Consider the following 23,132-nt stretch of genomic DNA (forward strand, 5'->3'; position numbering starts at 1 on the left):
TCCATGACCACCTTTGCATCCTTCATGCCACGGCGCACGCTGCTGGCGACATTGATCGCGGGCTTTGCTGCGACAGCTTCGGCTGCCCCGGGCGACGTTGTGATCAGCCAGCTGTACGCCCATTCGAATAATGCCGGCGGTCAGTGGAGCCACGACTTCGTCGAGCTGTTCAATCGCAGTTCCTCGCCAGTCAGTCTGGATGGCATGAGCTTGCAATACCAGTCGGCAACTGGCACTGCCTGGGGTTCCGTCACCCGCCTGCCGGCCGTGGAACTCAAGCCCGGCCAGTATTTCCTGATGGTCGGCCGCACCGGCACCCAGGCCAACGCCATGCCAGTGGGCACGGGCGACGTGACCAGCACCAGCTTCGACATGGCGGCAGGCGGCGGCAAAGTGGCGCTGTCCGGTAGCACGACGCAAATGCCCGCGGGCGATGGCACGAATCTGATCGATCTGGTGGGCTTCGGCACCGCCAACCGCGCCGAGGGCGCGCCGGCACCGGCCCCATCGACCGTCAATTCGATCCAGCGCGCCGCACTGGGCTGCCAGGATACCGACAACAACCGCGACGACTTTGCCGCCGCGCCCGTCACCGGCCCACGCAGCATGGCCTCGGCCATCCAGGCTTGCGGCGGTCCGGTCGTGCAGCCGATCGTGCTGACTTGCCCGGCCGCGGTCCAGGTCGCGCAGGGCAGCAGTTCGTCGACCGTCCTGTCGGCCATCGACGGCGACAGCATCGTCAATAGCGCCAGCATCATCTCTGGCGCTCGTCCTGGCATCAGCCTGCTCGACTTCGCAGCAGCCGGCGCCGTTGGCGGACGCGCCCAAGCGCGTCTCGTCATCGCCGATACGCTGGCCGCAGGCAGCTACCCGGTCCAGATCCAGTTCGGCAACGCCGCCGGCGATGCCGAAACCTGCGCCGTCAACGTCAATGTCGCCGGTGAATTGCGCATTCCTGCAATCCAGGGCTCGGGCGCAAGCAGCCCCTATGTCGGCACGGTCCAGTCCACGCAAGGCGTGATCACGGCCAAGATCGGCAGCGGCTTCTTCATTCAGGACGCCGCAGGCGATGGCGACCCGTCGACGTCGGATGGCCTGTATGTCTTTGGCGCGCAGACCGATGCGCCGATCGGCGAACTGGTGCGCGTGACCGGGACGATCATCGAGTACCGCCCAACCGGCGCCAACCGCACCTATACCGAATTTTCCAACGTCACCGGCGTGCAGCGCCTGGGCGCCGGTCCGGCGGTCACGCCGACCAATATCGTGCTGCCGAACGCGGATCTGGCCAGTGTCGAAGGCATGCTGGTGCGCTTTGCGTCGCCATTGACCGTGAATGGCAACCGCAACGTTGGTGATCGTGGCGAACTGATCTTGGCCAATGGCCGCCGCGAAAATCCAACCAACCGCTTCCCACTCGGCTCGCCTGAAGCCCTGGCGCTGTACCAGGAACACCAGGCCAACCAGATCGTGCTGGACGATGGCATCTTTATCGCGCCGACCGTGATTCCGTACCTGGCCGACGATGGCACCGTGCGCGTCGGCGACACCGTCACCGACCTGACGGGCGTCATCGACTATGGCGCACTGGGCGGTGGCGGCGCCGGCTTCAAGCTGCAGCCGACCATGGCCCCGACCTTTGCGCGCACCAATGAGCGCACCGCTGCGCCGATCGTGCCAGCGGGTATCAAGGTCGGCAGTGCCAACGTGCTCAACTTCTTCACGACCTTCACCGACGGGCGTGATGCCTGGGGCCGCACCGGCCAGGGCTGCACGATCGGCAACTCGACGTCTGCCGGCAACTGCCGCGGTGCCGACAACACGGCCGAATTCATCCGCCAGCGCGACAAGATCGTCAAGTCGCTGGCGGCGCTCGATGCCGACGTCGTGGGCCTGATGGAAATCCAGAACAACCGTGACATTGCAGTCGGTTACCTGGTCGAGCAGCTCAATGCCGCCACGGCGCCGGGCAAATACGCCGTCGTGCCACAGCCGGTTGCGCTCGGTACCGATGCGATCCGCGTCGCGATGATCTACAAGCCGTCGGTCGTGTCGCTGGTGGGCGGTGCACTGTCAGACGGCAACGCCGTCAACAACCGTGCGCCGATGGCCCAGACCTTCATGGCCAGCAATGGCGGGGGCAAGTTCTCGGTGGTCGTGAACCACCTGAAATCCAAGGGCGGTTGCAGCGGCGCCGGCGCCGGCGATACCGATCCGGGCAACGGCGCAGGTTGCTGGGACCGTACCCGCACCCAGCAGGCCCAGCGCCTGACCTCATACTTCATCCCGCAAGTGATCGCGGCCGCCGGCGACCCGGACGTGCTGGTCATCGGTGACCTGAACGCCTACGCCTTCGAAAGCCCGATCAACCACCTGACCGGCGTGGCCGGCATGGTCAACCTGCTCGAGCGTTTCGTGCGCCCGAACGCGATGCCGTACTCGTACGTGTTCGACGGCCTGTCAGGCTACCTCGACCACGCACTGGCAAGCAGCTCGCTGGCCGCGCAAGTGGTGGGCGCCGCCGAATGGCACAGCAATGCCGATGAGCCGGAAACCATCGACTACAACCTGAACGATACCGTGCAGGATCCATACCGCAACAACGCCTACCGCGCATCGGATCACGATCCACTGGTGGTGAGCCTGAACCTGACGCCGGCGTTCAGCGATGTCACGGCTTCGGTCAGTGTGGTGCTGGGCGGTTTCAGCATCAACCGTGCGACCGGCAAGACCAGCGGCAATGTCACGATCACCAACAAGAGCGCACAAACCCTGACCGGTCCATTGCACCTCGTGTTGCAAGGATTGCCTGACGGCGTCACGCTCGACAACGCCACCGGCACGCGCGGCGGTTCGCCGTACCTGACGTTGCCACAATCGAGCATTGCGCCGGGCGCAACCATCACCTTCGGCACCACGTTCACCAATGGTGCCAAACGTAATTTCATCTACACACCGCAGCTGATCTCTGGCGCGTTTTAAAAGGAAAACCTCATGTCGCTCATTCATTCTCTGTTTTTCCGCGCGCTGCTTGCCTTGACCATCGCTGTGGGTGCGCCTGCCGCGATGGCCGGGCCGACCTACCGCGTCTCCCTCGATACGACGGCGCTGGCGGGCAGCACCGGGTATCTCGATCTTGGCCTGAACGGTCCGGTGGACGCCTCGCCAACCATGGCCAATATCAGCAATTTCAGCGGTGCCTTCCTCCAGGGCACCATGTACTCGGGTACCGCGAGTGGCAACGTCGAAAGTGGTGTATTCCTGGCCAATGGTCCCGAATTCAATTTCTTTGATCAACTCGTCGCATTCGGAGGAATGTTCAGCTTTGACGTCGACATTGATTTTGGCAACGGCACCAACGGCAGTCTGTTCAGTGTGGCATTCGTGGATGATCAGTTCAATTACCTTGGTGCCGCTGGTAACCTGATTGAACTGAATCTCGTTGCTGGACAACCTGCGCAGTTGTTGACGCTGGAGACCGCATTTGCGAGCGTGGCCGAAGTCCCTGAACCAGGCGAATGGCTGCTGCTCGCCACCGGCCTGCTGCTGATCGTCGCTACCCGCCGGATGCAACAGCGCGGCTGAGCCCTGCACGACAGATAAATCGGGCGCAGCGACTGCCAAGTCACTGCGCCCGATTTATTCATTAAACATCTAAATACGCTAAAGAAATTGTATTTATAAACATCCGATCCTTGGGGCATAGTCGTTGTATTGTCGCGCAGACATTACATATGCCTTCCATGCCAGTCCAGATTCTCGCGGTCGATCCTGACCCTGCTGTCCAGCAATTATTGAGGCTCAATTTCGGCAGCGCCGGCTATCTGGTCGAGTGTTGCCCGGATGCGGAAAGCGCGCTACTACGCATGGCGCGCGGCTTGCCGAACCTGGTGCTGATCGAGTGGGAGTTGCCGGGCCAGAATGGCGAGACGCTCGTGCGCCGCCTGCGCGCACATGCGAAGACGCGCGACATGGGCGTGATCATGCTCACGGAACGCGGCGCCGAGGCCGACAAGGTGCTGGCGCTGGAATCGGGCGCCGACGATTACGTCACCAAACCCTTCAGTCCCCGCGAATTACTGGCGCGCACGCAGTCCGTGCTGCGCCGCCTGGCGCCGGTCGGCGCTGCGGCTTTGCGCGACGGTGGCCTGCACCTCGATCCGGACACGTTGCAAGTGAGTGCCGGCGGTCGCCCGATCCTGCTCGGTCCCATCGAATTTCGTCTGCTGGCGTTTCTGATGCGCCATCCCGAGCGCGTGCATTCGCGGCCGCAGTTGCTCGACCGTGTCTGGGGCCGTCATGCAGTGCTCGACGAACGGACTGTCGACACCCACGTCGGGCGCCTGCGCCAGGCGCTGGGCGCGGACGGGCAGGGCGAGCGCATCCAGACCGTGCGCGGCGCCGGCTACCGCTTTACCGCCGGCCTGCCGGCGCTGGCGAGCGCAGCATGACAATCCTCGACAAGCTGGAGCAGGAATACCTGTTGCGTACGATCGAGTCGGGGGTCGAGCTGACCGAGCGGCGCCAGCTGTTCTTGTGGACGCAGGGCGCCTTCCAGGCGCTGCTGCCGCACGAGATCATGCTGTGCGTGAGACTCGATGCGACCGGCGCCGTCGACCATGTCGAGTGCCTGCACCGCGCCGTGCTCGACCGCGCTGCGCTGGCGCAGCTCAAGGTCCATGTGGCGCCGGCGCTGGTCGCGCGCTGGCAGGCGGGGCGCGCCATGCCCGTCGCGGTCGATGCCGCTGACATTGCCCTGCGCGCGACGGGGATGGACCACGCGCTCGTGCATGGCAGCGCGCAACCGGGGGCAGCCGGCACGGTATTCGCGCTACTGGGCATGCCGTCGTCGCCGGATGCGCGCCACGTCTATTTTCTGCAGCTGCTGCTGCCGTATCTGCATCTGGGATTGCTGCGCATGCCGGTCGCGGCCAGCGCCGGGCAGGGCGCCGACAGCGCGCCGGTGCGGCCCCTGAGCGGGCGCGAACTGGCCGTGCTCGACCGCATACGGGCGGGGCACAGCAACGAAGAAGTGGCGCGCCAGCTTGGCATCAGCGCGCTGACGGTGAAGAACCATCTGCAGCGCAGCTACCGGGTGCTTGGCGTGGCCAACCGGGCGCACGCGGTGGCGCGCTGCATGGCGCTGCGTCTGCTCTGATCGCCGCTGCAAGATAATCCCAGCCGCGCGAGGCAGCCGCAATTCGCTTGACCGCATGCCGATCGCACGCGAAGATAGCCCCATGAACAAACTCTTACTTTTGCTGCTCGTCAGCTGCGCCGCCTGCACGAGCCAGGCCCAGGGTCCCGTCCGCGCTCAGGTCAAGGGAGAAACCTCCATCAGCACGGCGCCGGCCGATACGCTGGCCGAGATCCGGCGCCAGATCGGCACGCCGACGTGCAGCGACAACGCGCAATGCCGCACGCTGCCGGTGGGCGCCATGGCCTGTGGCGGCCCGCAGGAATACCTGCCGTACTCCACGCAAAAGAGCGACGCCAATGCGCTGCGCGCACTGTCCGAACGCTCGTACACCGAGACCAAAGCAGCACTCACGGCCAGTGGCATGGTATCGACCTGCATGCTGAAGGCCGATCCGGGCGCAGTCTGCGTCGCCGGCACCTGCCAGCTGGGCACCGGTTCCCCGGTCAATTGATCGTTCATCGGCGCATGTTCATGCGCCTGCAATGACAAAGCGCGCCGAGGCGCGCTTTGTCGTTTACCACCAGACCGCCGGATCGCCGGACCGCCGGATCGCCGGACCGCCGGATCGCCGGACCGCCGGATCGTTGAACGCTGCTGCGTTGCAACGATCCGGCATCGCCTTACAGGCCCAGGTCCTTCTTGCGTGCGCCCGAGACTGCACGTGGAATCGGGCTGTTGGTTTCCACCTGCAGCAGCGTCGTCGAGGCAATCGCGCCGTTTGGTTCAAGCAAGCGGATGGCGCCCAGGAAGCGTTTGCCGGTTGGCAGACCCGACCAGCTCGTGGTGACCGTTGCCGTACCGCCCACATACACCTGGGCAGGCACCAGCGCCTTGAAGTTGTAGGCGCGGTCGGCCGTGGTGACGACGCCGGCATGCAGGCCGAAGCCGATCACGCCGCCGTTGACGGTGTCGTAGCCGAGGGCGCAGACCGTGTAGGTACCGGCGCTTGGCGAGGTCAGCGTGACCACCTCGTCCGACGTGCCGTTGCCCGAATAGCCCACATCGGCATTTGCACCGTTGAGCACGAGCAGGTCGAGGTCGTTCGCGCCTTCGCCCGTCATGTCACGGTCGAACAGTTCGAACTTGGCGGCCATCGCGTTGCTTGGCACCACAACCTTGGACACGAATACGCCCGGTGCGCTGGCCAGGCAGGCCTGGCGCATCGTCTCCCGAGTGCTGAAGATCGCCGGGTTGGCAGTGCCCACGGTGCCGGCAATGCGGTCGATTTCCTTCATGCCGCCGGCCGCCACGCCCATCTTGCCGGCAAACCCGGTGCTGATGGTGAGGGACTTGCCGCCGCTGGCGCGGTCGCTTTCCACGAGGGCAGGCGCCGAGATCAGGCGGCCCGAGCGGGCCACGATCGGGCTGCGCACGCGGTGGGTGCCGTCCGACCAGGTCAGCGAACCGAACTGCCACACATTCTCGGCGGCATTGGTGCGGGTCAGCGTCACGGTGTACTGGCGCGTCTCGCCGGCCGGCACGACCAGCGAGGTCGGGCTGACCGCGGCGGTAAAGCCCGTGATCGCCACTGTCGGCGTGTAGGTCGATTCGCTGTCGCTGACATTGGTGACCGAGCGGGTGACGGTAACGGTGCCCAGAACATTGCCAACAGCGATCGACGGCAGGTTCAGGTTGTAGCCGGCGATGCTGCCGCCGCTACATTGCGCTGCGACGCCCGCGCCGCACATGTATTTGCGGTAATCCAGTTCGGTGATGTCATACACCAGGCCCGGATTGGCCGCAGCGTTCGGTGCCACGTGGCCTGCGCCCTGGCCGAACGGCAGGCGGCCGCGCGTGTCGCCGGACTGGATCGCATCGGCGAAGGTGTCGGTGGCGGTCGTCATCAGTGCCGATTTGATCATGGCTGGCGACCAGGTCGGATGCTGCTGGCGCAGCAGGGCGGCCAGGCCGGCCACGTGCGGGCTCGACATCGACGTGCCCTGGTACGACGCCCAGGCCACCGGCACCGGATCGAGCGTGCCGGTGAGCAGCGCTGCGCGCTGCGCTTCGGTCATGTTCGGCGACACGCCGGCGATGACGTCCACGCCGGGCGCGGTCATGTCAGGCTTGAGCACGTTCGGGTCGTAGCGATTCGGGCCGCGCGACGAGAAGCTGGCCATCGTCGGCGCCGGTACATTCGACGTGCCGATCACGAAGGTCGAGATCGACGCGGTGGCGCCGGACGTTGTGGCATACGACTTGATGACAGCGCCATCGGCGGCGTTGACGTGCACCGATGGGACCGCATGCACTTCGGCTACCAGGCCGGTGCCGTTGTCGATCTGCACCATGCCAACGCCGCCTGCGTCCTGCACGGCCAGGCTCTTGTCGACGCGCGCATTGCCGCCGCGGGTACAGGTCACGATCTTGCCGGCCACCTTGGCCGGATCGAGCACGGCCTGGCCGCCGTTGGCGCTGGCACTGTAGCACTGCGCCACCAGCGTCGGATTGGCGCCCGGCAGTGCGGCCGCTTCGGCAGTGATCATTGGCGCCGGGCCCACGGCCGTCGAGTTCATCGAGGCGCCGCGGAAGCTGCGGCCGTTGCCGAGGGTGACGGTGGCCTGCAGTTCGCGGTTGTGGGTCGAGGCGGCAACCGTTGCCTGCCATGGGCTGATGTGGGCGACCGTGTTCGCCGGGCCGCTGTTGCCGGCCGAGGCAGCAACGAACACGCCGGCGTTCGAGGCATTGAAGAAGGCCTGCTCGACCGGGTCGATGATCGATTCGCCGCCGCTGATCGAGAAGTTGATCACGTGCACGCCGTCGACGACCGCTTTTTCAATGGCGGCCACGCTGTCGCCGGTGAAGCAGGCATTGCGCCGGCCGCTGGCCTGGGCCGGATCCAGGTAGGTCCAGCAGACCTTGTAGGAAGCGATGCGCGCGCGTGGGGCCATGCCGCTCATTTCGCCGATGGCGACGCCGCCAACGACCGCGGTCGAGCGGGCATTGCCGCCGGCCGTGGTGGAGGTGTGGGTACCGTGGCCGCCTTCGCCGGTGGTGCCACCGATCGAATCGCGTGGCGACGAATTGAATTCGGTCCAGTGGCTGACCCGGTTGCTCGAGCGGTAGCTGGCGTCGAAGTACTGGGCGCCGATCAGCTTGTTATTGCAATCGGCGGCGGTAAAGCCTTCGCCGGTCTGGCACGTGCCTTTCCAGCGCGACGGCGGCGCATCGTACACGATGGTGCCGCTGGTGGCGAAGGTCGGCTTGCCGTTGGCGTCGACACGGTCGGCGTACGACGGATGCTCGGGCCAGATACCGCCATCGACGATGCCGATGATGATGTTCTCGCCGGCGGCGCCCTGGCCGCCAAGCTGCGACCACAGGCCGCCCGGTTGATCCAGGCCGAGGAAGGTCGGGGTGTAGGTGGTGGCCAGTTCGCGCGGCACGTCCGGAGAGACCGTGACCACGTCGGTGCGCGCCATCAGGGTGCGCACTTCGGCATCGGTCAGCATGGCGGCAAAGCCGTTCAGGACCACGCTGTACTCATGCAGCACCGGTGCGCTTGCCACAACGGCGCGCACGGCGGCCTGCTTGCGGGTCAGGTAGTTGTTGTAGAGAACAACGTTCTGGGTTTCCAGGTTCAGGCGGTTGCCTGCGGCTGGCTGGGTCGCGGGCATGCCGGCGATCTCGCCGGTGTAGCCGGCGATCGGCTTGTCGGCCAGTTGAACGATGTACGGGCGGCGCACGTCCTGGGCCTGGACGGTGATCGTCAGGCTGGACAGGACCAGCAGTACTGCAGCGGATAAAGGACGGAGTTTCATGGTGATTCGTTCCCGGGATACGTTGTGGGGGTCAGGCGCGGATGGCGAGGCTGTTGCTGCGGCGGCGGAGTGCGCTGGCGGCCAGGCCGGCGATGCCGAGACCGAACAGCAGGGCGGTGGCCGGTTCCGGCACATCGGCGGCTGCGCCTGATTCCAGGTTCAGGTTATCGATGGCAAACTGGCCCTGGTTGGTATTGAAGGCCGAGCAGTCGCCCGCGCCATCGCACACGAAGCCGAACAGGGCGATCTCCGTGAATGCCATTTGCGAGAACGCGCCAAAGTCGTAGCCGCCGAATCCGAAGCCAGCGCTGGATGGACCATCCAGTGCCAGGTCGATGTACGTGTAGCTGCCGTCAGCGCGGAAGCCCTGCGCGCGCAACAGACCCGATACGGCCGGGTAGCCGCTGAGCTCGGTTGTATTGCCGATGAAGCTCGCATCCAGACCCAGCATGCGGAACGGGTTGCCGTCCTCGGCAGTGATCCAGACGACGCTGTCGTTGAACGCGCCGTAGTACATGCTCGAATTATTGACCGGGCACGCCATGTCACAGGCCCATGGGTCGCTGCCATCGACAAAGGCGCCGACGCCGGTGCTGCTGTCGGCTTGCGGGTTGTTGGCATCGAACCGCATCGAGAAGCCCGATTCCTGGTAGGTCTCGCCATTCGCCACAGCACCATAACCGTTCTCGAAGCCGATGGTGGCGGCCTGGGCCGGTGCGGCCAGGATGGCGGCGCCAAGTGTGGCGCTGCATAACATTGCAAGAGTGCTGCCGAGGGTCGGTGCTGCCAATCGTCCGTGCCGAATCATGATGTGCCTTTGTCGTTGTAATGGTGCTCGCCGGGATACGGCAAGACCGGTAAAAGCGCAACCTAGTGCTGCGTTGTAAATAAATATATCAATGGAAATAATTAAAATGTAAAAATTATTAACAGGAAAAATATTGAGTTTTTTTAAAAATGGTTAATTAAATTCGGTTTCTACAGCGGCCAGACTTTGTTTTATGGTTTTATGACGTCGGTATGAATTGTGGCGTTTTTGTAACAGTAATTGAACAAGGTGCCGTTTGTTTCGGCTCTACAGCTTTGACGCTGGGTGGTATCTCAAAACAAGAGTTGTCCTTCTGCTATACCGCGTGATACCGTTCAGAGGTATTTTTTTCGCGAAGCACATGAGGAGTCGGTTGATGTTTTTTGCCATGAAACGGGGCGCCGCGCGTCGCAGCGCCGGGTTCACGTTGCTGGAATTGCTGGTGGTGATCGTCATCATCGGTTTGCTTGCGGCCTATGTCGGCCCGAAATATTTTTCCCAGCTGGGCAAGTCCGAAGTCACCGCGGCCAAGGCGCAGATCGACGCGTTCGATAAAACGCTCGACACCTACCGGCTCGATGTCGGCCGGTATCCGACCACCGAAGAAGGCCTGGCGGCCCTGATGACGGCGCCTCCCAGCGCCGGCGTCAAATGGAACGGCCCCTACCTGAAGAAGGCCGTGCCACTCGATCCGTGGGGCAATGCGTACCAGTACCGCGCCCCCGGCGCCCGGGCCGAATACGAAGTGCTTTCGCTGGGCAAGGACGGCCAGCCCGGCGGCACCGGCGAGAACGCCGACATCACGTCGAACTGAATGACGTTTCCAGCATCACCCACCTGACAGCGCCGCCCATGCAGTTCGCCGTTCGCACCCTCGCGCCCGACATGTCGATCGCCAACCTCGTCGTCGACGCCCTCGACGCGCAGGATGCGCGCCGCCAGATCGAGGCGCGCGGCCTGTTCGTCAGCGCCGTCGAACCGGCGCGCGGCGCGCGCCTGGCCAGTTCGCGCGGCGCCAAATTATCTCTGGTCCTGTTCAGCCAGGAACTGCTCGCGCTGCTCAATGCCGGCCTGGGCATCGTCGAAAGCCTTGAAGCCCTGCTCGAAAAGGAAAGCGCCGCGCCCACCCGCGCCGTGCTTGAACGCCTGCTCGGCGGCCTGCGCGAAGGCAAGCGCTTTTCGGCCGTGCTGGCGGCGCAGCCGGCGCTGTTCCCGCCGCTGTACATCGGCATCGTGCGCGCCGCCGAAGGCACGAGCGACCTGCCGCGCGCGCTGACGCGCTACATCGATTACCAGCAGCGCATCGACACCGTGCGCGCCAAAATCGTCAGCGCCTCGATCTATCCGGTGATCCTGCTGATGGTCGGCGGGGGCGTGTCGGGCTTCTTGATCGGCTACGTGGTGCCCAAATTTGCCGAGGTGTACCAGGGCGCCGGCCGCGACCTGCCGTGGCTGTCGCAGCGGCTGCTCGACTGGGGCCAGTTCGCGTCCGGCCACGGCACGGCGATCCTGATCGGCGCCATGCTGGTGGTGGCAAGCATCGTCGCCGGCATTCGCCATCTGCGCCGCAGCGGCGGCATGGGCCGGTTGCTGCGGCGCGTGCCCGGCATCGGCGAGCGCGCCCGCGTGTATGAACTTTCGCGCCTGTACCTGACGCTCGGCATGCTGACCGAAGGCGGCATCACGATCGTCGGCGCCATCGAGACCGTGCAGCAGATGGTCTCGCCGCACCTGGCCAAAAACCTGGCGGCAGCGCGCGCCGCGATCGAGTCGGGCGAGCCGATGTCGAACGCCTTCGAAGCCCACGGCCTGACCACGCCGATCTCGCTGCGCATGCTGCGCGTGGGCGAACGCACGGGCGAGATGGGGCCGATGCTGACCCAGTCGGCCGCGTTCTACGATGGCGAGATCGGGCGCTGGATCGACCGCTTCACGCGCACCTTCGAGCCGCTCCTGATGGCCGCCATCGGCCTCGTGGTCGGCGCCATCGTCGTGCTGCTGTACATGCCGATCTTCGACCTGGCAGGAGACATGTCATGAACACGCACGCCGATACCGTGGCCATCGCGCCGTTCGATCCCGCCATCCTGGCGCAGGCACGCGCCGCCGCGAACGTGTCGCGCCGGGGCCTCGTGGCCGAGCTGGAAGCGCTGACCGGGCGCGATGCGCGCGAGCTGGTGCAGGCCCTGGCCGCGCTGTTTGCGCTGCCAGTGATGGAAACGGGCGAGATGCTGCTGCTCGCACCGGCGTTCGACCTGCTGCCGCTGGCGCAGGCGCTGTCGCGCCACTGCGCGCTGCTGCGCCACGTCGACGGGCGCCTGGTCGGCGTGGTGGCCGATCCGTTCGATCTCGATCTGCAGACGTGGCTCGGCGCCCAGGCGCGCGCCATGCCCAGCCGGCCGCTCGACCTGTGCCTGGCGCAGCAGGCCGACATCCAGGCCTACCTGTCCAAGCAGGAAGAATCGGCGCGCGCCGTCGATTCGCTCGTGGGCGGGGCAGCCGACGGCCGGCGCGACGGCAAGATCGGTACTGTACTGTCGTTCGCGTCGGTGTCCGAAGCGGGCAGCCCGGCCGTCAAGCTGGTCAACTCCACGTTGTACGATGCGCTGAAAGCCGGCGCCTCGGACATCCACCTGGAAAGCACGGCCGGCGGCCTGGCCGTGAAGTACCGCGTCGATGGCGTCCTCGATCACGCCACGACGGTGGGCGGCATTGAACTGGCCGAGCACATCATCTCGCGCCTGAAGGTACTGGCCGAACTCGATATCGCCGAGCGCCGCGTGCCACAGGATGGGAGCTTTCGGGTCGAGGCGGCCGGGCGCGACATCGATTTGCGCGTGTCGATCATGCCGAGCATCCACGGCGAAGATGCGGTGATCCGTATCCTCGACAAACGCGCGATGATCGAAGCCTACGGCTCGCTCACGCTCGAAGCGCTGGGGTTTGATGCGCCGTCGCTCGTCACGCTGCGCCACCTGGCGCAGGAAGCCTACGGCATGCTGCTGGTAACGGGTCCCACCGGCTCGGGCAAGACCACGACGCTGTATGCGGCGCTGACCGAAATCCACAACGGCCGCGAAAAGATCATCACGATCGAAGACCCGGTGGAATACCAGCTGCCCGGCATCCTGCAAATCCCGGTCAACGAAAAGAAGGGCCTGACCTTCGCCAAGGGCCTGCGCTCGATCCTGCGCCACGACCCGGACAAGATCATGGTCGGGGAGATCCGCGACCGTGAAACTGCCGAAATCGCGGTGCAGTCGGCGCTGACCGGTCACCTGGTCCTGACGACCGTCCACGCCAATAACGTGTTCGACGTGTTCGGGCGCTTCACGCACATGGGCATCGATCCGTATGCGTTCGTCTCGGCGCTGAACGGCATCTGGGCCCAGCGCCTGATCCGCATGAACTGCCCGCGCTGCGGCGAGCAGCACGACCCGACCGATCTCGAACTGGCTTCGGTGCACCTTGAGCGCGCCGAGGTGGGCGACTACCTGTTCATGCGCGGCAAGGGCTGCGGCGATTGCCGCGGCACCGGCTACAAGGGCCGCCGTTCGATCGCCGAAATCCTGACCCTGAACGACGAGATCCGCGAACTGATCGTCGACAAGCAGCCAATCCGCCGTATCAAGGCCGCCGCCCACGCCAACGGCACGCGCAGCCTGCGCCTGGCCGCGCTTGACCTCGTGCGGCGCGGCGCCACCACCATCGATGAAATCAAGCGAGTGACCCTGCATGCGTAAGCTTCTTGGACACACTCTGCGCCTGGGCATTGCCAGCGATGGCCTGGCCCTGGTCAGGGTCAACCGCCTGTTCGGTCGCGCGCCCGTGCTGCTGGCCGAGCAGCGGCTCGACCTGTTCGCGCCCGATGCGCTGGCCACGGGCCTGCGCGCGCTGTTCGCCGACCATGCGCCTGGCGGCTGGACGGTGAGTGTCGTACTGGCCGATGAATTGATCCGCCTGTGGCAGGTCACGCCGCCGCAAGGCGCCACGCGCATGGGCGACCTTGAGGGGGCGGCTGCGCTGCGCTTCCAGCACCTGTTCGGGGCGCCGGCTTCCGAGTGGGTGATCCGCGCCGACTGGGATGCGGCCCGGCCGTTCCTGGCCAGCGCTGCGCCGCTCAATCTGCTCGATGGCCTGCAGCTGGCCGCCGAGACCCACCGCTTTCACCTGGTCGACATCCGGCCGCAATTCGTGGCATCACTCAATCACTGGCGCCAGGCGCGCAGGGCAGGGGCATGGTTCGGCCAGGTGCATGGCGGCGTGCTGTCGCTCGCGGCGTATGACGGCGCGGTGTTGATGGCCGTGCGCAGCAGCCCGATTCCTGCCGGCGCCGATCGCGACTGGCTGGAAGCGCACGTGGCGCGCGAAGCGCTGCGCGTAGGCGTGGGACGGCCCGAACGGCTGCAACTGTGCGGCGCCGCGCCGGCCACCTGGGGCAGCAGCCCGGGGCGCCTGAAGTTCGCCTGCAGCCTGCTCGAACAGAACGCCGGCGACGGCTGGTCCGACCTGGCGCGCCTGGCGCGTACGGGAGCGCCCGCGTGAAGCGTACCCGCATCGATTTTGCCCCGCCGGGCCTGCGCCGCACGCTGTTTCGCACGCCGCCACGTCTGATCTTCATGCTGCCTGCCGTGCTGGCGATGTGCGTGCCGGCAGGCGTCATGACCCAGCGCTATGTCGAGCAGCAGCAGGAACTGACCGACTTGCAGGCGGCGCTGGCCGTGCGCAGTGCGCCGCCGCCCGTCGTGGTGGCCGCCGCGCCGAAGGTGGCCCTGGCGCCGGCGCAGGTCACCGCCGTCAACGCCGCCGTGGGGCAACTGAACCTGCCATGGCGCGATCTGGCGGCAGCGCTGGCCGACGCCACGCCTGCCTCGATCGCGCTGCTGGCGCTGGAGCCCGACGCCAAGCGACGCACGCTGCGCATCAGCGCTGAAGCAAAGAATAGCGACGACATGCTGGCCTATATCACGCGCCTGCAGGCCGAGGAATGGTTCACGGGTGTGGTGCTGATGCGCCATGAAGTCATGCAGGAAGACCCGAACCGGCCGCTGCGCTTCCAGGTCAGCGTGCAATGGGGGACGCCATGACGCTCGCGACCCTGCCACTCCGCGCGCGCCTGCTGCTCGCGCGGGTCAATCCGCTGGTGGCGCTGGTTGTGGCGCTGCTCGTGGCCGGCGCAGCCGTGCAGGTCGCGCTGGTGCCGGCGCGCGCGCGGCTCGAAGCAGACTACGAGGCGGCGCGCCGCCTTGCACGCACGCCGTTGCCACCACGCCCGGCACCAAGCGCGCCACCACCGAGCAGCGACCAGAACCTGGCGCAGTTCTACGCGACGCTGGGCGATGCCCGCAGCGTCGAACGCCAGTTGAAAGCGGTGTTCGCACTGGCCGCCCGCCATGGTTTGACGCTGGAGCAGGGCGAGTACCGCACCACCGCCGACCGCAACGCCCGGCTGGTCGCCTATCAGGTCAACCTGCCCGTCAAGGGCAGTTACGCGGCGATCTGGCAGTTTGCGATGGACGTGCTGCGCGCCGTGCCGCATGCCTCGCTCGACGACGTGGCGTTTCGCCGCGACGCCATCGGTGATGCGGGCGTCGATGCCCGGCTGCGCCTGACCTTCTATCTGGCCGAGCGCAGCACAGCACCGGGAGAAGCGCGATGAAGCCGCGTCACATCGCCATGGGTGGCGCGCTGGCGCTGGCCGCCGGCCTGGTCGTGTTTGGCGACACCACCCCAGACAACACGCTGGCCGAACCGGCCGAGCGCGTGGCCAAGACGGCGGCCACTGCACCTGTGCGCAGCACGAGCGCGGTGGTCGCCAAGCCGCTCGCGGACACCGCGATCGTCCGCCTGGTCCCGCGCGACGAGTTGATCGGCGCCGACGGCGAGCGCTTCGGCGAGGGCGGGCAGGGCCTGTTCGCGCGCCACGACTGGACGCCGCCACCGCCGCCGCCATCGAATCTACCGCCGCCGCCACCGCCGCCGCCCGTGGCGCCGCCCCTGCCGTTCAAGTACATCGGCAAGTCGCTCCAGGACGGCGTGTGGGAAATCTACCTGGCCCGCAACGACCGTACCTATCTCGTGCGCGACGGCGCGACGATCGACGGCGCCTACCGCGTCGACGCGATCCGTCCGCCCACGCTGACCCTGACTTACCTGCCGCTGGACCAGGTCCAGCAGCTCAATATTGGAGTATTCGATTGATGGCTCGTTTGCCGATGCGGGGGTTGACCCTGCTGCTGTTGCCGTTTCTTCTCGCGGGTTGCGCGGCGCAGCGCGCCTACCAGGAGGGCAATGCACTGGTGGCCCAGGACAAGGTCGGCGCTGGTCTGGCCAAGTACCAGGAGGCGCTGGCCTCCGACCCCGGCAACCCCGAATACAAGGCGGCCTACCTGCGCGCGCGCGACGGCGCCGTCGTGCGCATGGTGGAGGCAGCCGACCGCGCACTGGCCGCCGGCCAGATCGACGTGGCCAGTAATGAATACCGGCGCGTGCAGACCATCGATCCGGGCAACGACCGCGCCCGTGCTGGCCTGCGCCAGGTCGAGGCGGACCGGCGCCACGCGGCCGCACTGATCGAGGCGCGCGCCGCGTTCGAGAAGGACGATATCGACACGGCGCGCAACAAGCTCGCCGCCGTGCTGACCGAGCGTCCGGCGCACGAGGCGGCGCGCCTGCTGCTGCTGGAGATCGACGAAAAAGCGGCTGCCGCGCCATCCGGCCCGGCAGCGCTGGCGGCCAGCTACCGCAAGCCCATCAGCCTCGAATTTCGCGATGCCCCGCTCAAGCAGGTGTTCGAGATCATCGCGCGCCACTCGGGCCTGAACTTCATCTTCGACAAGGACGTCAAGGCCGATACCCGCACCTCGATCTTCCTGAAGAACAGCACCGTCGAAGCGGCCGTGTACTACCTCTTGATGACGAACCAGCTCGAGCGCCAGGTCATGGATGGCAACACGATCCTGATCTACCCGAACGTCGCGGCCAAGCTGCGCGAGTACCAGGAAATGACGGTCAAGACGTTCTTCCTGGCGAATGCCGACGCCAAGTCAATCGCCAACACGTTCAAGACGATCCTCAAGAGCCGCGACGTGGTGGTCGATGAAAAACTGAACCTGGTGATCCTGCGCGACAACCCGGAAGCGATCCGTATCGCCACGCAGCTGGTCGCGCTGCAGGACGTGCCGGAGCCCGAAGTGATGCTCGACGTCGAGGTGCTGGAGATCAACCGCAGCAGCGTGATGGACCTGGGGATCAACTGGCCATCGTCGCTCGGGTTCTCGCCACTGACGTCGTTCGAAGGCAGCGTGCTGACCATCGACCAGCTGCGTGGCCTGAACAGCAGCACGATCACGACGGGCCCGATCAGCGCCACGCTCAACGCCAGCAAGACAGACGGCGACACGACGACGCTGGCCAACCCGCGCATCCGCGTACGCAACAAGGAAAAGGCCAAGATCGTCATCGGCGACAAGATCCCGAATATCTCGGCGACGGTGTCGTCGGGGATCGGCGGCTTCGCGTCCGATAACATCACCTACCTGGACGTGGGCCTGACGCTGAACGTCGAGCCGACCATCTACCTGAACAACGAGGTGGCGATCCGCATCAACCTCGAGGTCAGCACGCTGGGCGAGCGCGTCGAAACCAAGAATGGCACGGTAGCCTACCGCATCGGCAGCCGTTCGGCGACCACCATGCTGCAGCTCAAGGATGGCGAGAACCAGGTGCTCGCAGGCCTGATCAGCAACGAGGACCGCAGCAGCGGCACCAAGGTGCCCGGGGTGGGTGACCTGCCGATTGTCGGGCGCCTGTTTGGCAGCCAATCGGATCAAACCGGCCGCTCCGAGATTTTGCTGTCGATCACGCCGCGCATCGTGCGCGCGGTGCAGCGCCCGCCCGCATCGGCGTCTGAATTTGGCGCCGGCACCGAGTCGAGCTTCCGCCGCCGGCCCGACAATGCCGTGCGCGCACCGGTAGCGCTGCCGACGACGGGCGCGCGGCCTGCCACGTCAGCCCTGGCGCCGCCAGTGACGGTTACCACGACCACGGTCACGACGCCGGTCGCGCCGCCGCCGGCGCAGGAACCCGCGACGTCATTCTCGGTACCGCCATCGGCCTTGCCGGCCACGCCGCAACTGGGCTCGCCCCCATCGGCACCGCCTGGCCAGCCGGTGACGTTGCCTGAATCTGTGCCTGCATCTGCACCGGAATCTGCGCCCGAGGCCATGGCGCAGCCGGCCGCCTATCCACCAGGCGTGACGCCGCCAGTGCCGCAGCGATGACGCAGCCGGGCATGCGCGCGCGGCACGGCTTCACGCTGATCGAGCTGCTCGTCACGCTCGCGATCCTGGCCCTGCTCGGCACCCTGGTGCTGCCGGTGGCCGAAGTGACGGTGCAGCGCCGCGATGAACAGGAACTGCGGCGCGGCCTGCGCGAGATCCGCGCCGGACTGGATGCCTACAAGAAGGCTGCCGACGAGGGCCGCGTGGCCAAGGCCGCCGACGCCAGCGGCTATCCGGCGCGGCTGGAATTGCTGGTGCAGGGCGTGCCCGACCTGCGCAGCCCGAAGCAGGCCAGGATCTATTTCATGCGGCGCCTGCCGCGCGACCCGTTTACACCCGAGCGCGATCTCGATGACGCCGCCACCTGGGGCAAGCGCAGTTATGCGAGCGAGCCGGATCAACCGCAGGAAGGCGACGATGTCTATGATGTGTATTCGCGCTCCACGCGGGTGGGGCTGAACGGCATCCCCTACAACAAATGGTGAGCACGAGGTGAGCACATGGTGAGCACAATGCGCATGCACGCAGATGGAAAAAGCCGCGGCTTCACGCTGATCGAACTGCTGGTCGTGCTGGGGATCATCGCGCTGCTGCTGACGGTGGCGCTGCCGCGCTTTTTCCCCAGCATCGACAGCGCGAAGGAGACGATCCTGGCCGATAACCTGCGCAACACGCGCCAGGTGGTCGATCAGTACCGCTCCGATACGGGCCGCTATCCCGAGTCGCTCGAGCAGCTGGTGGAGGCGCGCTACCTGCGCGAAATCCCGCTCGACCCGGTTACCGAAGCGCGCGACACGTGGATCCTCGAAGCGCCGCACGAAGGCGAGCAGGGCGGCTTTGCCAACCTGCGCAGCGGCGCGCCGGGCAACGACCGGCGCGGCCGGCCCTATCTGGAATGGTAGTTCGGGGAGGGATACGCCGCGGGCGCCAGGCCGGGTTCACCTATCTGGGCCTGATCATCTTTGTCACCATCATCGGTCTGGTGGGCGCGGCCACGCTCAAGATCGGCGCGCTGCTGCAACGGGCGGCGGCCGAGGAAGAACTGCTGGACATCGGCGCCGCCTTCAGCGCGGCGCTCGACAGCTACGCGGCGGCGACGCCGCAGGGCGCCTCGCCGTATCCGCCATCGCTGAAGGAATTGCTGAAGGACCCGCGCGTGCCGGGCGTGCGCCGGCACCTGCGCAAGATTTTCGTCGATCCGCTGACGGGCAAGGCCGAGTGGGGTGTGGTGTATCTGGGGGATGGCACGACGGGCGTCGTTGCAGTGCATAGTCTGTCGACGGCCAGGCCGCTGAAGGTCGCCAATTTCGACAGCCGGTTTGCGGGCCTGGACAATGCGGACACGATTTCGGCGTGGCGGTTCAAGGCGCGTGATCCCGCGCTGGGGCAGGCGCCTGGGCAGCCGCAGCCGCGGCCTGGTGCACCAGCGGCGCCGGCGGCGCAGCCGGTGCCGCCAGGCTTGCCTGCGGCAGCGCCGGCAGATGTGCCGGCGGCGGAGACGGCTGAAGAATCCGATCCAGCACCGGTTACCGCACCGGAACCCGTACCGATGAATGCACCGGAAACCGCAGCCGAATCGCATGAGGATACTGCGCCGGAAACGTCAACTGAGGACCGGTAGGCTTGGACGAACAATAAAGTTAGGCGCAGCCGGCAGGCACGCAGGTGAACGACAGTCTGGATTCGGCCCGATGCGTACGCCCATGCTGCAAGCCCCGTGATAGGTAGCCACACGCCAGCGATGGACAGCCATTTCAAATAGCTCAGCATTCGTTATGCCTGTAAGGATTGAACGGCATGGACGCAATCAACATCCACTCTTGGCCGCACCCGGCTGTTCAGGACAGCGTAGCGTGCTGCCAGCATTCAGAAACGAACTCGACAAAAAGTCTGTCGATGAATGCTCTGGTAATGGTACTAAGGGAGAGGGCGATGGTCGGGGTCAGGTCTGTCACCCATTTCCAATGACTAGGGCGCCATCTCATCAATACCATGACGAATACCGACTTTCTGGCTTATCCACCAGTAAGCAAGTCCACCGGCAAGGCCCGACCCGAGACAATTCAATGAATCATACAGACCGAATTGCGCCCAACGGACAAATGTGAATGGCTCGGCAAGCTCAATCCATACAGGTGTGGCGCAGATAAAGCCTGTCACTGCGAACTGCCACCATCGCGTCAGACGCAACTTGCAAAATAAAAACGCTAGTGGCAGGCCAAAGATAAGCGCATTGGTGATTGCAAGCGGAAAGCCGATGAACCAAACCAGTGGTAACGCGCACCAGGTGCCCGTTCCATGGGCAAGTCCAACGCCGCAGGTGGTAAAGGTGGCGATCGTCACACCAATAACGGCAGCCACGCCAAGCATCGACATGGTACGGAACACTAATCTGGCGGATGGATGCACGGTTTCTCTGCGATGGCGTGACGTTTTGTGGACAACGGCAGTCTAGTACAACCCTACAATATCAAGCCTTGACTGTCACACGTTCAAAAACCGGATATGCCTGAAGTGGGGAAAAGTCTGCCTTCCAGATGTCGAGTTCATAGAGCTGTCCGGTTGTGTCCGCATTGAGAACGATACTCACTGGGACGCCATCGAGATCGACGTACTGCGCCTCAACAAGGCAACTGCCTAAAAACCGATTGTCGTGACCGGCAAATTGAACGCTACCCATTTTGCCATCATTCATGTCAAATACCTGAGCATGCTCCAGTCGGACGAGCAGACGCTCGCCGTCCCGTGCCCGCTGAAGCAAAGCGCGTATGAATGAATCCTCTTCAAGACGCAGAGGACGTAAGCCGTCCTGAATCTGGTCTGGCACCATATTTCCTTCCAATGTAAAAACGCATCCGTAGTTTCAGCGCGGCTGCTGTAACAGACTCTCTCGTTTTGGAGCGGACTTGATGCGTTGTGGCGAACTCCATTCGCACGGCGCAGTAACCCAGCAGCCATATGCATCCGTTTTTAATAGGCAACAATAACGCAGATTGCTATGATCGACCGTCACCATGGCGCCACTACCGGCGTTGACCAACTTTACGAGGAGTCGCATGATCTCTTGCAGCAACACGTTATGCATTGCGGGCGCGCTTGCCTGCCTGTCGATCACGGTCGCCCACGCCGCCACGCCGGAGCAGTCGGTCAGCGAACTGGTGCAGCGCTTCGCCACCGCGCAAGGCACGTTCGACCGCGCCGCACTCGAAGCGCTGACGTTTGAAAACTATATCGAGATTTCGCCACTGGGCGAGGTCGACCCGCGCGCGAAGATGCTGTCGTTCTACGTCAAGCATGACGATAAGCCGCTGCCGGCAATCACCGTCGACGAGATCACGCCGCGGGTGCTGGGCAATACCGCCATCGTGCTCGCGAAGGTGTCCTACGCCATGACCGTTGGCGGGCAAACCCGCACATCCGCGCTGCGCTCGAGCTTCGTGGCCCAGCAGCAGGACGGTGCCTGGAAGCTGGTCTCTGCGCAGTACACGCCGATCCGGCCGCTGGCCGCACCAGGCAAGTGAGCGGCCCAATGAAGCTACCAATGATCCTGCGTCCCATCCTGATAGTCCTTTCCATCGCCGTCAGTGCCAGTGCCAGCGCAGGCGTGCCAGTGCCTGCCGCGCCGAACCTGATCCCTGAAGCCGGCCCGCATGCCGTCGGCCTGCGCGTCATCCAGCAATACGATTACGGCCGGTTGCTCGAGCCGCAGGTCGATGCGTTTGGCAAGGCCAGCAATGCTGCGCCTGGCCGGCCAATCCAGATGCTGGTCTGGTATCCAGCCAGGCGTGGTGGCGGCGCGCCGATGCTGGCCGCAGATTATCAGCAGGCCAGCCTGAATGATGTCGACTTCACCGCGCCGGCCGCCGAAGCAACCAGGCAGCGCGCAGGCTGGATGGCAGGACCACAAAGCGCGCAGTACCGCGCGCCGATGCTGGCCGTGCGTGATGCGGCTGCGGCCGCCGGCCGCTTTCCGGTGGTGATCTACGCGCCCAGCTTTGCCGCCCAGGCCCATGAAAACATCGACCTGTGCGAATACCTGGCCAGCCATGGTTATGTGGTGCTCGCCAGCCGCAGCCTGGGCGCGCGCTCGGTCATGATGACCGACGACGTCGAAGGCGTCGAGGCGCAGGCCGCCGATATCGCGTTCCTTGTCAATTACGCTCAGACGCTGCCGCAGGCCGACATCGGCAACGTCGCGGCGGCGGGTTTCAGCTGGGGCGGCATGGCCAATGTGTTTGCCGCGGCGCGTTCCAGCCGCATCAAAGCGCTGGTCAGCCTGGATGGCTCCATCCGGTATCACCCGAAGGTGTGGGGCGCGGCGGGTTACGTGCAGCCAGCGCGCACGGCGGTGCCGATGCTGTACCTTGGCGCGCGCGCGCCGTCTGCAGAAGTCATGGAGCGCAAGGACATGCTCGGCAAGAGTTACCTCAACACGATGACCTATTCCGACGTGTATGTCGCGACGCTGCCGCCGATGACGCATCCGGATTTCAGCGCGTGGCATGTGCGTTTTGCCGACGATGCTGCGTTTGGCGACTATGCGCGTGCCGATGTGCTGCAGGCGTACCGCAGCGGCGCGTTGTATGTGCGCCGGTTTCTGGACGCGTATCTGAAGCAGGACGGCGAAGCTCTGGCATGGCTGAAGCAGTCACCAGCGCGGCATGGTATCGGCCCGCAGGTGATGTCGATGGCGTTCACGCCGGCACGGCATGCACTGCTTGGTGAAGGCGACTTCCTGCGTGCGTTCGCGAAGGCGGGCTTCCAGGATGCGCAGTCGATCCACGACGGGATGGTGGCACGCTCACCCGACTTCAAGCTCAGCCCCATGAACATGAATACGCTGGGCTACCAGCTGCTGCGGACAAAGAACGCGCGCGGCGCGCTCGAGCTGTTCAAGCTGGCCACGTTCCTCGAACCGACGTTCGCCAACGCGTTCGACAGTGAGGGCGAGGCGTACGAAGCGCTCGGCGACACCAGGTCAGCCATCGCGGCCTACGAAAAAGCTGTCGCGGCCGATCCGAACCAGCGCAACGCCGTGGCGCGGATCGCAGCGCTGCGCCGGGGTGGTGCAAACTGACCAG

At 65.4% G+C, this 23,132-nt stretch carries 22 protein-coding genes; 18 read left to right on the plus strand and 4 right to left on the minus strand.

Annotated features, from left to right (window positions below):
* The first annotated feature begins 3 nt into the window (after positions 1-3).
* The 5 genes from ACZ0AJ_RS04160 to ACZ0AJ_RS04180 all read left to right on the plus strand — a co-directional run bounded on the left by ACZ0AJ_RS04160 (position 4) and on the right by ACZ0AJ_RS04180 (position 5,651).
* Positions 4-2,982, plus strand: a complete 2,979-nt coding sequence (locus tag ACZ0AJ_RS04160) for an ExeM/NucH family extracellular endonuclease (RefSeq protein WP_499452857.1) — start codon at positions 4-6, stop codon at positions 2,980-2,982.
* 12 nt (positions 2,983-2,994) lie between these two features.
* Positions 2,995-3,585 (plus strand): NF038129 family PEP-CTERM protein, encoded by a 591-nt coding sequence (locus ACZ0AJ_RS04165; protein ID WP_499452858.1) that lies wholly within the window; start codon positions 2,995-2,997, stop codon positions 3,583-3,585.
* 149 nt (positions 3,586-3,734) lie between these two features.
* Positions 3,735-4,451: a winged helix-turn-helix domain-containing protein gene (locus ACZ0AJ_RS04170; RefSeq protein WP_499452859.1), complete on the plus strand. Its 717-nt coding sequence runs from the start codon at positions 3,735-3,737 to the stop codon at positions 4,449-4,451.
* Positions 4,448-5,158, plus strand: coding sequence for a LuxR C-terminal-related transcriptional regulator (locus ACZ0AJ_RS04175; RefSeq protein WP_499452860.1), 711 nt, complete (start codon positions 4,448-4,450; stop codon positions 5,156-5,158). The genes ACZ0AJ_RS04170 and ACZ0AJ_RS04175 overlap by 4 nt, the downstream gene beginning before the upstream one ends.
* A gap of 82 nt (positions 5,159-5,240) precedes the next feature.
* Complete coding sequence (locus ACZ0AJ_RS04180; RefSeq protein ID WP_499453982.1) at positions 5,241-5,651, plus strand: hypothetical protein; 411 nt, start codon at positions 5,241-5,243, stop codon at positions 5,649-5,651.
* A gap of 169 nt (positions 5,652-5,820) precedes the next feature.
* Here ACZ0AJ_RS04180 and ACZ0AJ_RS04185 read toward each other — a convergent pair whose 3' ends face one another.
* Together ACZ0AJ_RS04185 and ACZ0AJ_RS04190 are read right to left on the minus strand one after the other, a co-directional pair.
* Positions 5,821-8,961: a S8 family serine peptidase gene (locus ACZ0AJ_RS04185; protein ID WP_499453984.1), complete on the minus strand. Its 3,141-nt coding sequence runs from the start codon at positions 8,959-8,961 to the stop codon at positions 5,821-5,823.
* A 31-nt stretch (positions 8,962-8,992) separates the two neighbouring features.
* Complete coding sequence (locus ACZ0AJ_RS04190) at positions 8,993-9,718, minus strand: NF038120 family PEP-CTERM protein (protein ID WP_499453986.1); 726 nt, start codon at positions 9,716-9,718, stop codon at positions 8,993-8,995.
* 427 nt (positions 9,719-10,145) lie between these two features.
* Between ACZ0AJ_RS04190 and gspG the strand changes: the two genes are divergently transcribed.
* Genes gspG through ACZ0AJ_RS04245 form a run of 11 tightly spaced genes read left to right on the plus strand, consistent with a single transcriptional unit; the run spans position 10,146 to position 19,672 of the window.
* Complete coding sequence (gspG, locus tag ACZ0AJ_RS04195) at positions 10,146-10,583, plus strand: type II secretion system major pseudopilin GspG (protein ID WP_499452864.1); 438 nt, start codon at positions 10,146-10,148, stop codon at positions 10,581-10,583.
* Between the two features lie 38 nt (positions 10,584-10,621).
* Positions 10,622-11,809 carry a type II secretion system F family protein gene (locus ACZ0AJ_RS04200; RefSeq protein ID WP_499452865.1) on the plus strand — a complete coding sequence of 396 codons (1,188 nt, stop codon included), beginning with the start codon at positions 10,622-10,624 and terminating at the stop codon, positions 11,807-11,809.
* A complete protein-coding gene (locus ACZ0AJ_RS04205) occupies positions 11,806-13,512 on the plus strand; it encodes a GspE/PulE family protein (RefSeq protein WP_499452866.1) in 1,707 nt (568 codons plus the stop codon). Before ACZ0AJ_RS04200 ends, ACZ0AJ_RS04205 begins: the two co-directional genes overlap by 4 nt.
* Entirely contained in the window at positions 13,505-14,314 is an 810-nt protein-coding gene (locus tag ACZ0AJ_RS04210) for a hypothetical protein (RefSeq protein WP_499452867.1), read from the plus strand. Before ACZ0AJ_RS04205 ends, ACZ0AJ_RS04210 begins: the two co-directional genes overlap by 8 nt.
* Positions 14,311-14,856, plus strand: coding sequence for a PilN domain-containing protein (locus ACZ0AJ_RS04215; protein ID WP_499452868.1), 546 nt, complete (start codon positions 14,311-14,313; stop codon positions 14,854-14,856). The genes ACZ0AJ_RS04210 and ACZ0AJ_RS04215 overlap by 4 nt, the downstream gene beginning before the upstream one ends.
* The gene (locus ACZ0AJ_RS04220) at positions 14,853-15,428 is read left to right on the plus strand and encodes a hypothetical protein (RefSeq protein WP_499452869.1); all 576 of its coding nucleotides are present in this window, start codon (positions 14,853-14,855) and stop codon (positions 15,426-15,428) included. Before ACZ0AJ_RS04215 ends, ACZ0AJ_RS04220 begins: the two co-directional genes overlap by 4 nt.
* Positions 15,425-15,970 (plus strand): hypothetical protein, encoded by a 546-nt coding sequence (locus ACZ0AJ_RS04225; RefSeq protein WP_499452870.1) that lies wholly within the window; start codon positions 15,425-15,427, stop codon positions 15,968-15,970. The genes ACZ0AJ_RS04220 and ACZ0AJ_RS04225 overlap by 4 nt, the downstream gene beginning before the upstream one ends.
* Positions 15,971-15,984: 14 nt before the next feature.
* Positions 15,985-18,051, plus strand: coding sequence for a secretin GspD/PilQ domain-containing protein (locus ACZ0AJ_RS04230; protein ID WP_499452871.1), 2,067 nt, complete (start codon positions 15,985-15,987; stop codon positions 18,049-18,051).
* 11 nt (positions 18,052-18,062) lie between these two features.
* Positions 18,063-18,536 carry a type II secretion system protein gene (locus ACZ0AJ_RS04235; RefSeq protein WP_499452872.1) on the plus strand — a complete coding sequence of 158 codons (474 nt, stop codon included), beginning with the start codon at positions 18,063-18,065 and terminating at the stop codon, positions 18,534-18,536.
* Between the two features lie 33 nt (positions 18,537-18,569).
* The gene (locus ACZ0AJ_RS04240; protein ID WP_499453991.1) at positions 18,570-18,953 is read left to right on the plus strand and encodes a type II secretion system protein; all 384 of its coding nucleotides are present in this window, start codon (positions 18,570-18,572) and stop codon (positions 18,951-18,953) included.
* Entirely contained in the window at positions 18,947-19,672 is a 726-nt protein-coding gene (locus ACZ0AJ_RS04245; protein WP_499452874.1) for a type II secretion system protein, read from the plus strand. The genes ACZ0AJ_RS04240 and ACZ0AJ_RS04245 overlap by 7 nt, the downstream gene beginning before the upstream one ends.
* Before the next feature lie 347 nt (positions 19,673-20,019).
* Here ACZ0AJ_RS04245 and ACZ0AJ_RS04250 read toward each other — a convergent pair whose 3' ends face one another.
* Both ACZ0AJ_RS04250 and ACZ0AJ_RS04255 read right to left on the minus strand, forming a co-directional pair.
* A complete protein-coding gene (locus tag ACZ0AJ_RS04250) occupies positions 20,020-20,460 on the minus strand; it encodes a hypothetical protein (protein ID WP_499452875.1) in 441 nt (146 codons plus the stop codon).
* Positions 20,461-20,521: 61 nt separating this feature from the next.
* Entirely contained in the window at positions 20,522-20,881 is a 360-nt protein-coding gene (locus ACZ0AJ_RS04255) for a DUF6984 family protein (RefSeq protein WP_499453994.1), read from the minus strand.
* A gap of 226 nt (positions 20,882-21,107) precedes the next feature.
* Here ACZ0AJ_RS04255 and ACZ0AJ_RS04260 point away from each other — a divergent pair, with 226 nt between their 5' ends.
* Both ACZ0AJ_RS04260 and ACZ0AJ_RS04265 read left to right on the plus strand, forming a co-directional pair.
* Entirely contained in the window at positions 21,108-21,572 is a 465-nt protein-coding gene (locus ACZ0AJ_RS04260) for a nuclear transport factor 2 family protein (RefSeq protein ID WP_499452877.1), read from the plus strand.
* A 20-nt stretch (positions 21,573-21,592) separates the two neighbouring features.
* On the plus strand, positions 21,593-23,128 hold the full coding sequence (locus tag ACZ0AJ_RS04265; protein ID WP_499453996.1) for a dienelactone hydrolase family protein: 1,536 nt from the start codon (positions 21,593-21,595) through the stop codon (positions 23,126-23,128).
* Positions 23,129-23,132 lie beyond the last annotated feature (4 nt).

The organism is Telluria sp. AC161, from assembly GCF_979258535.1.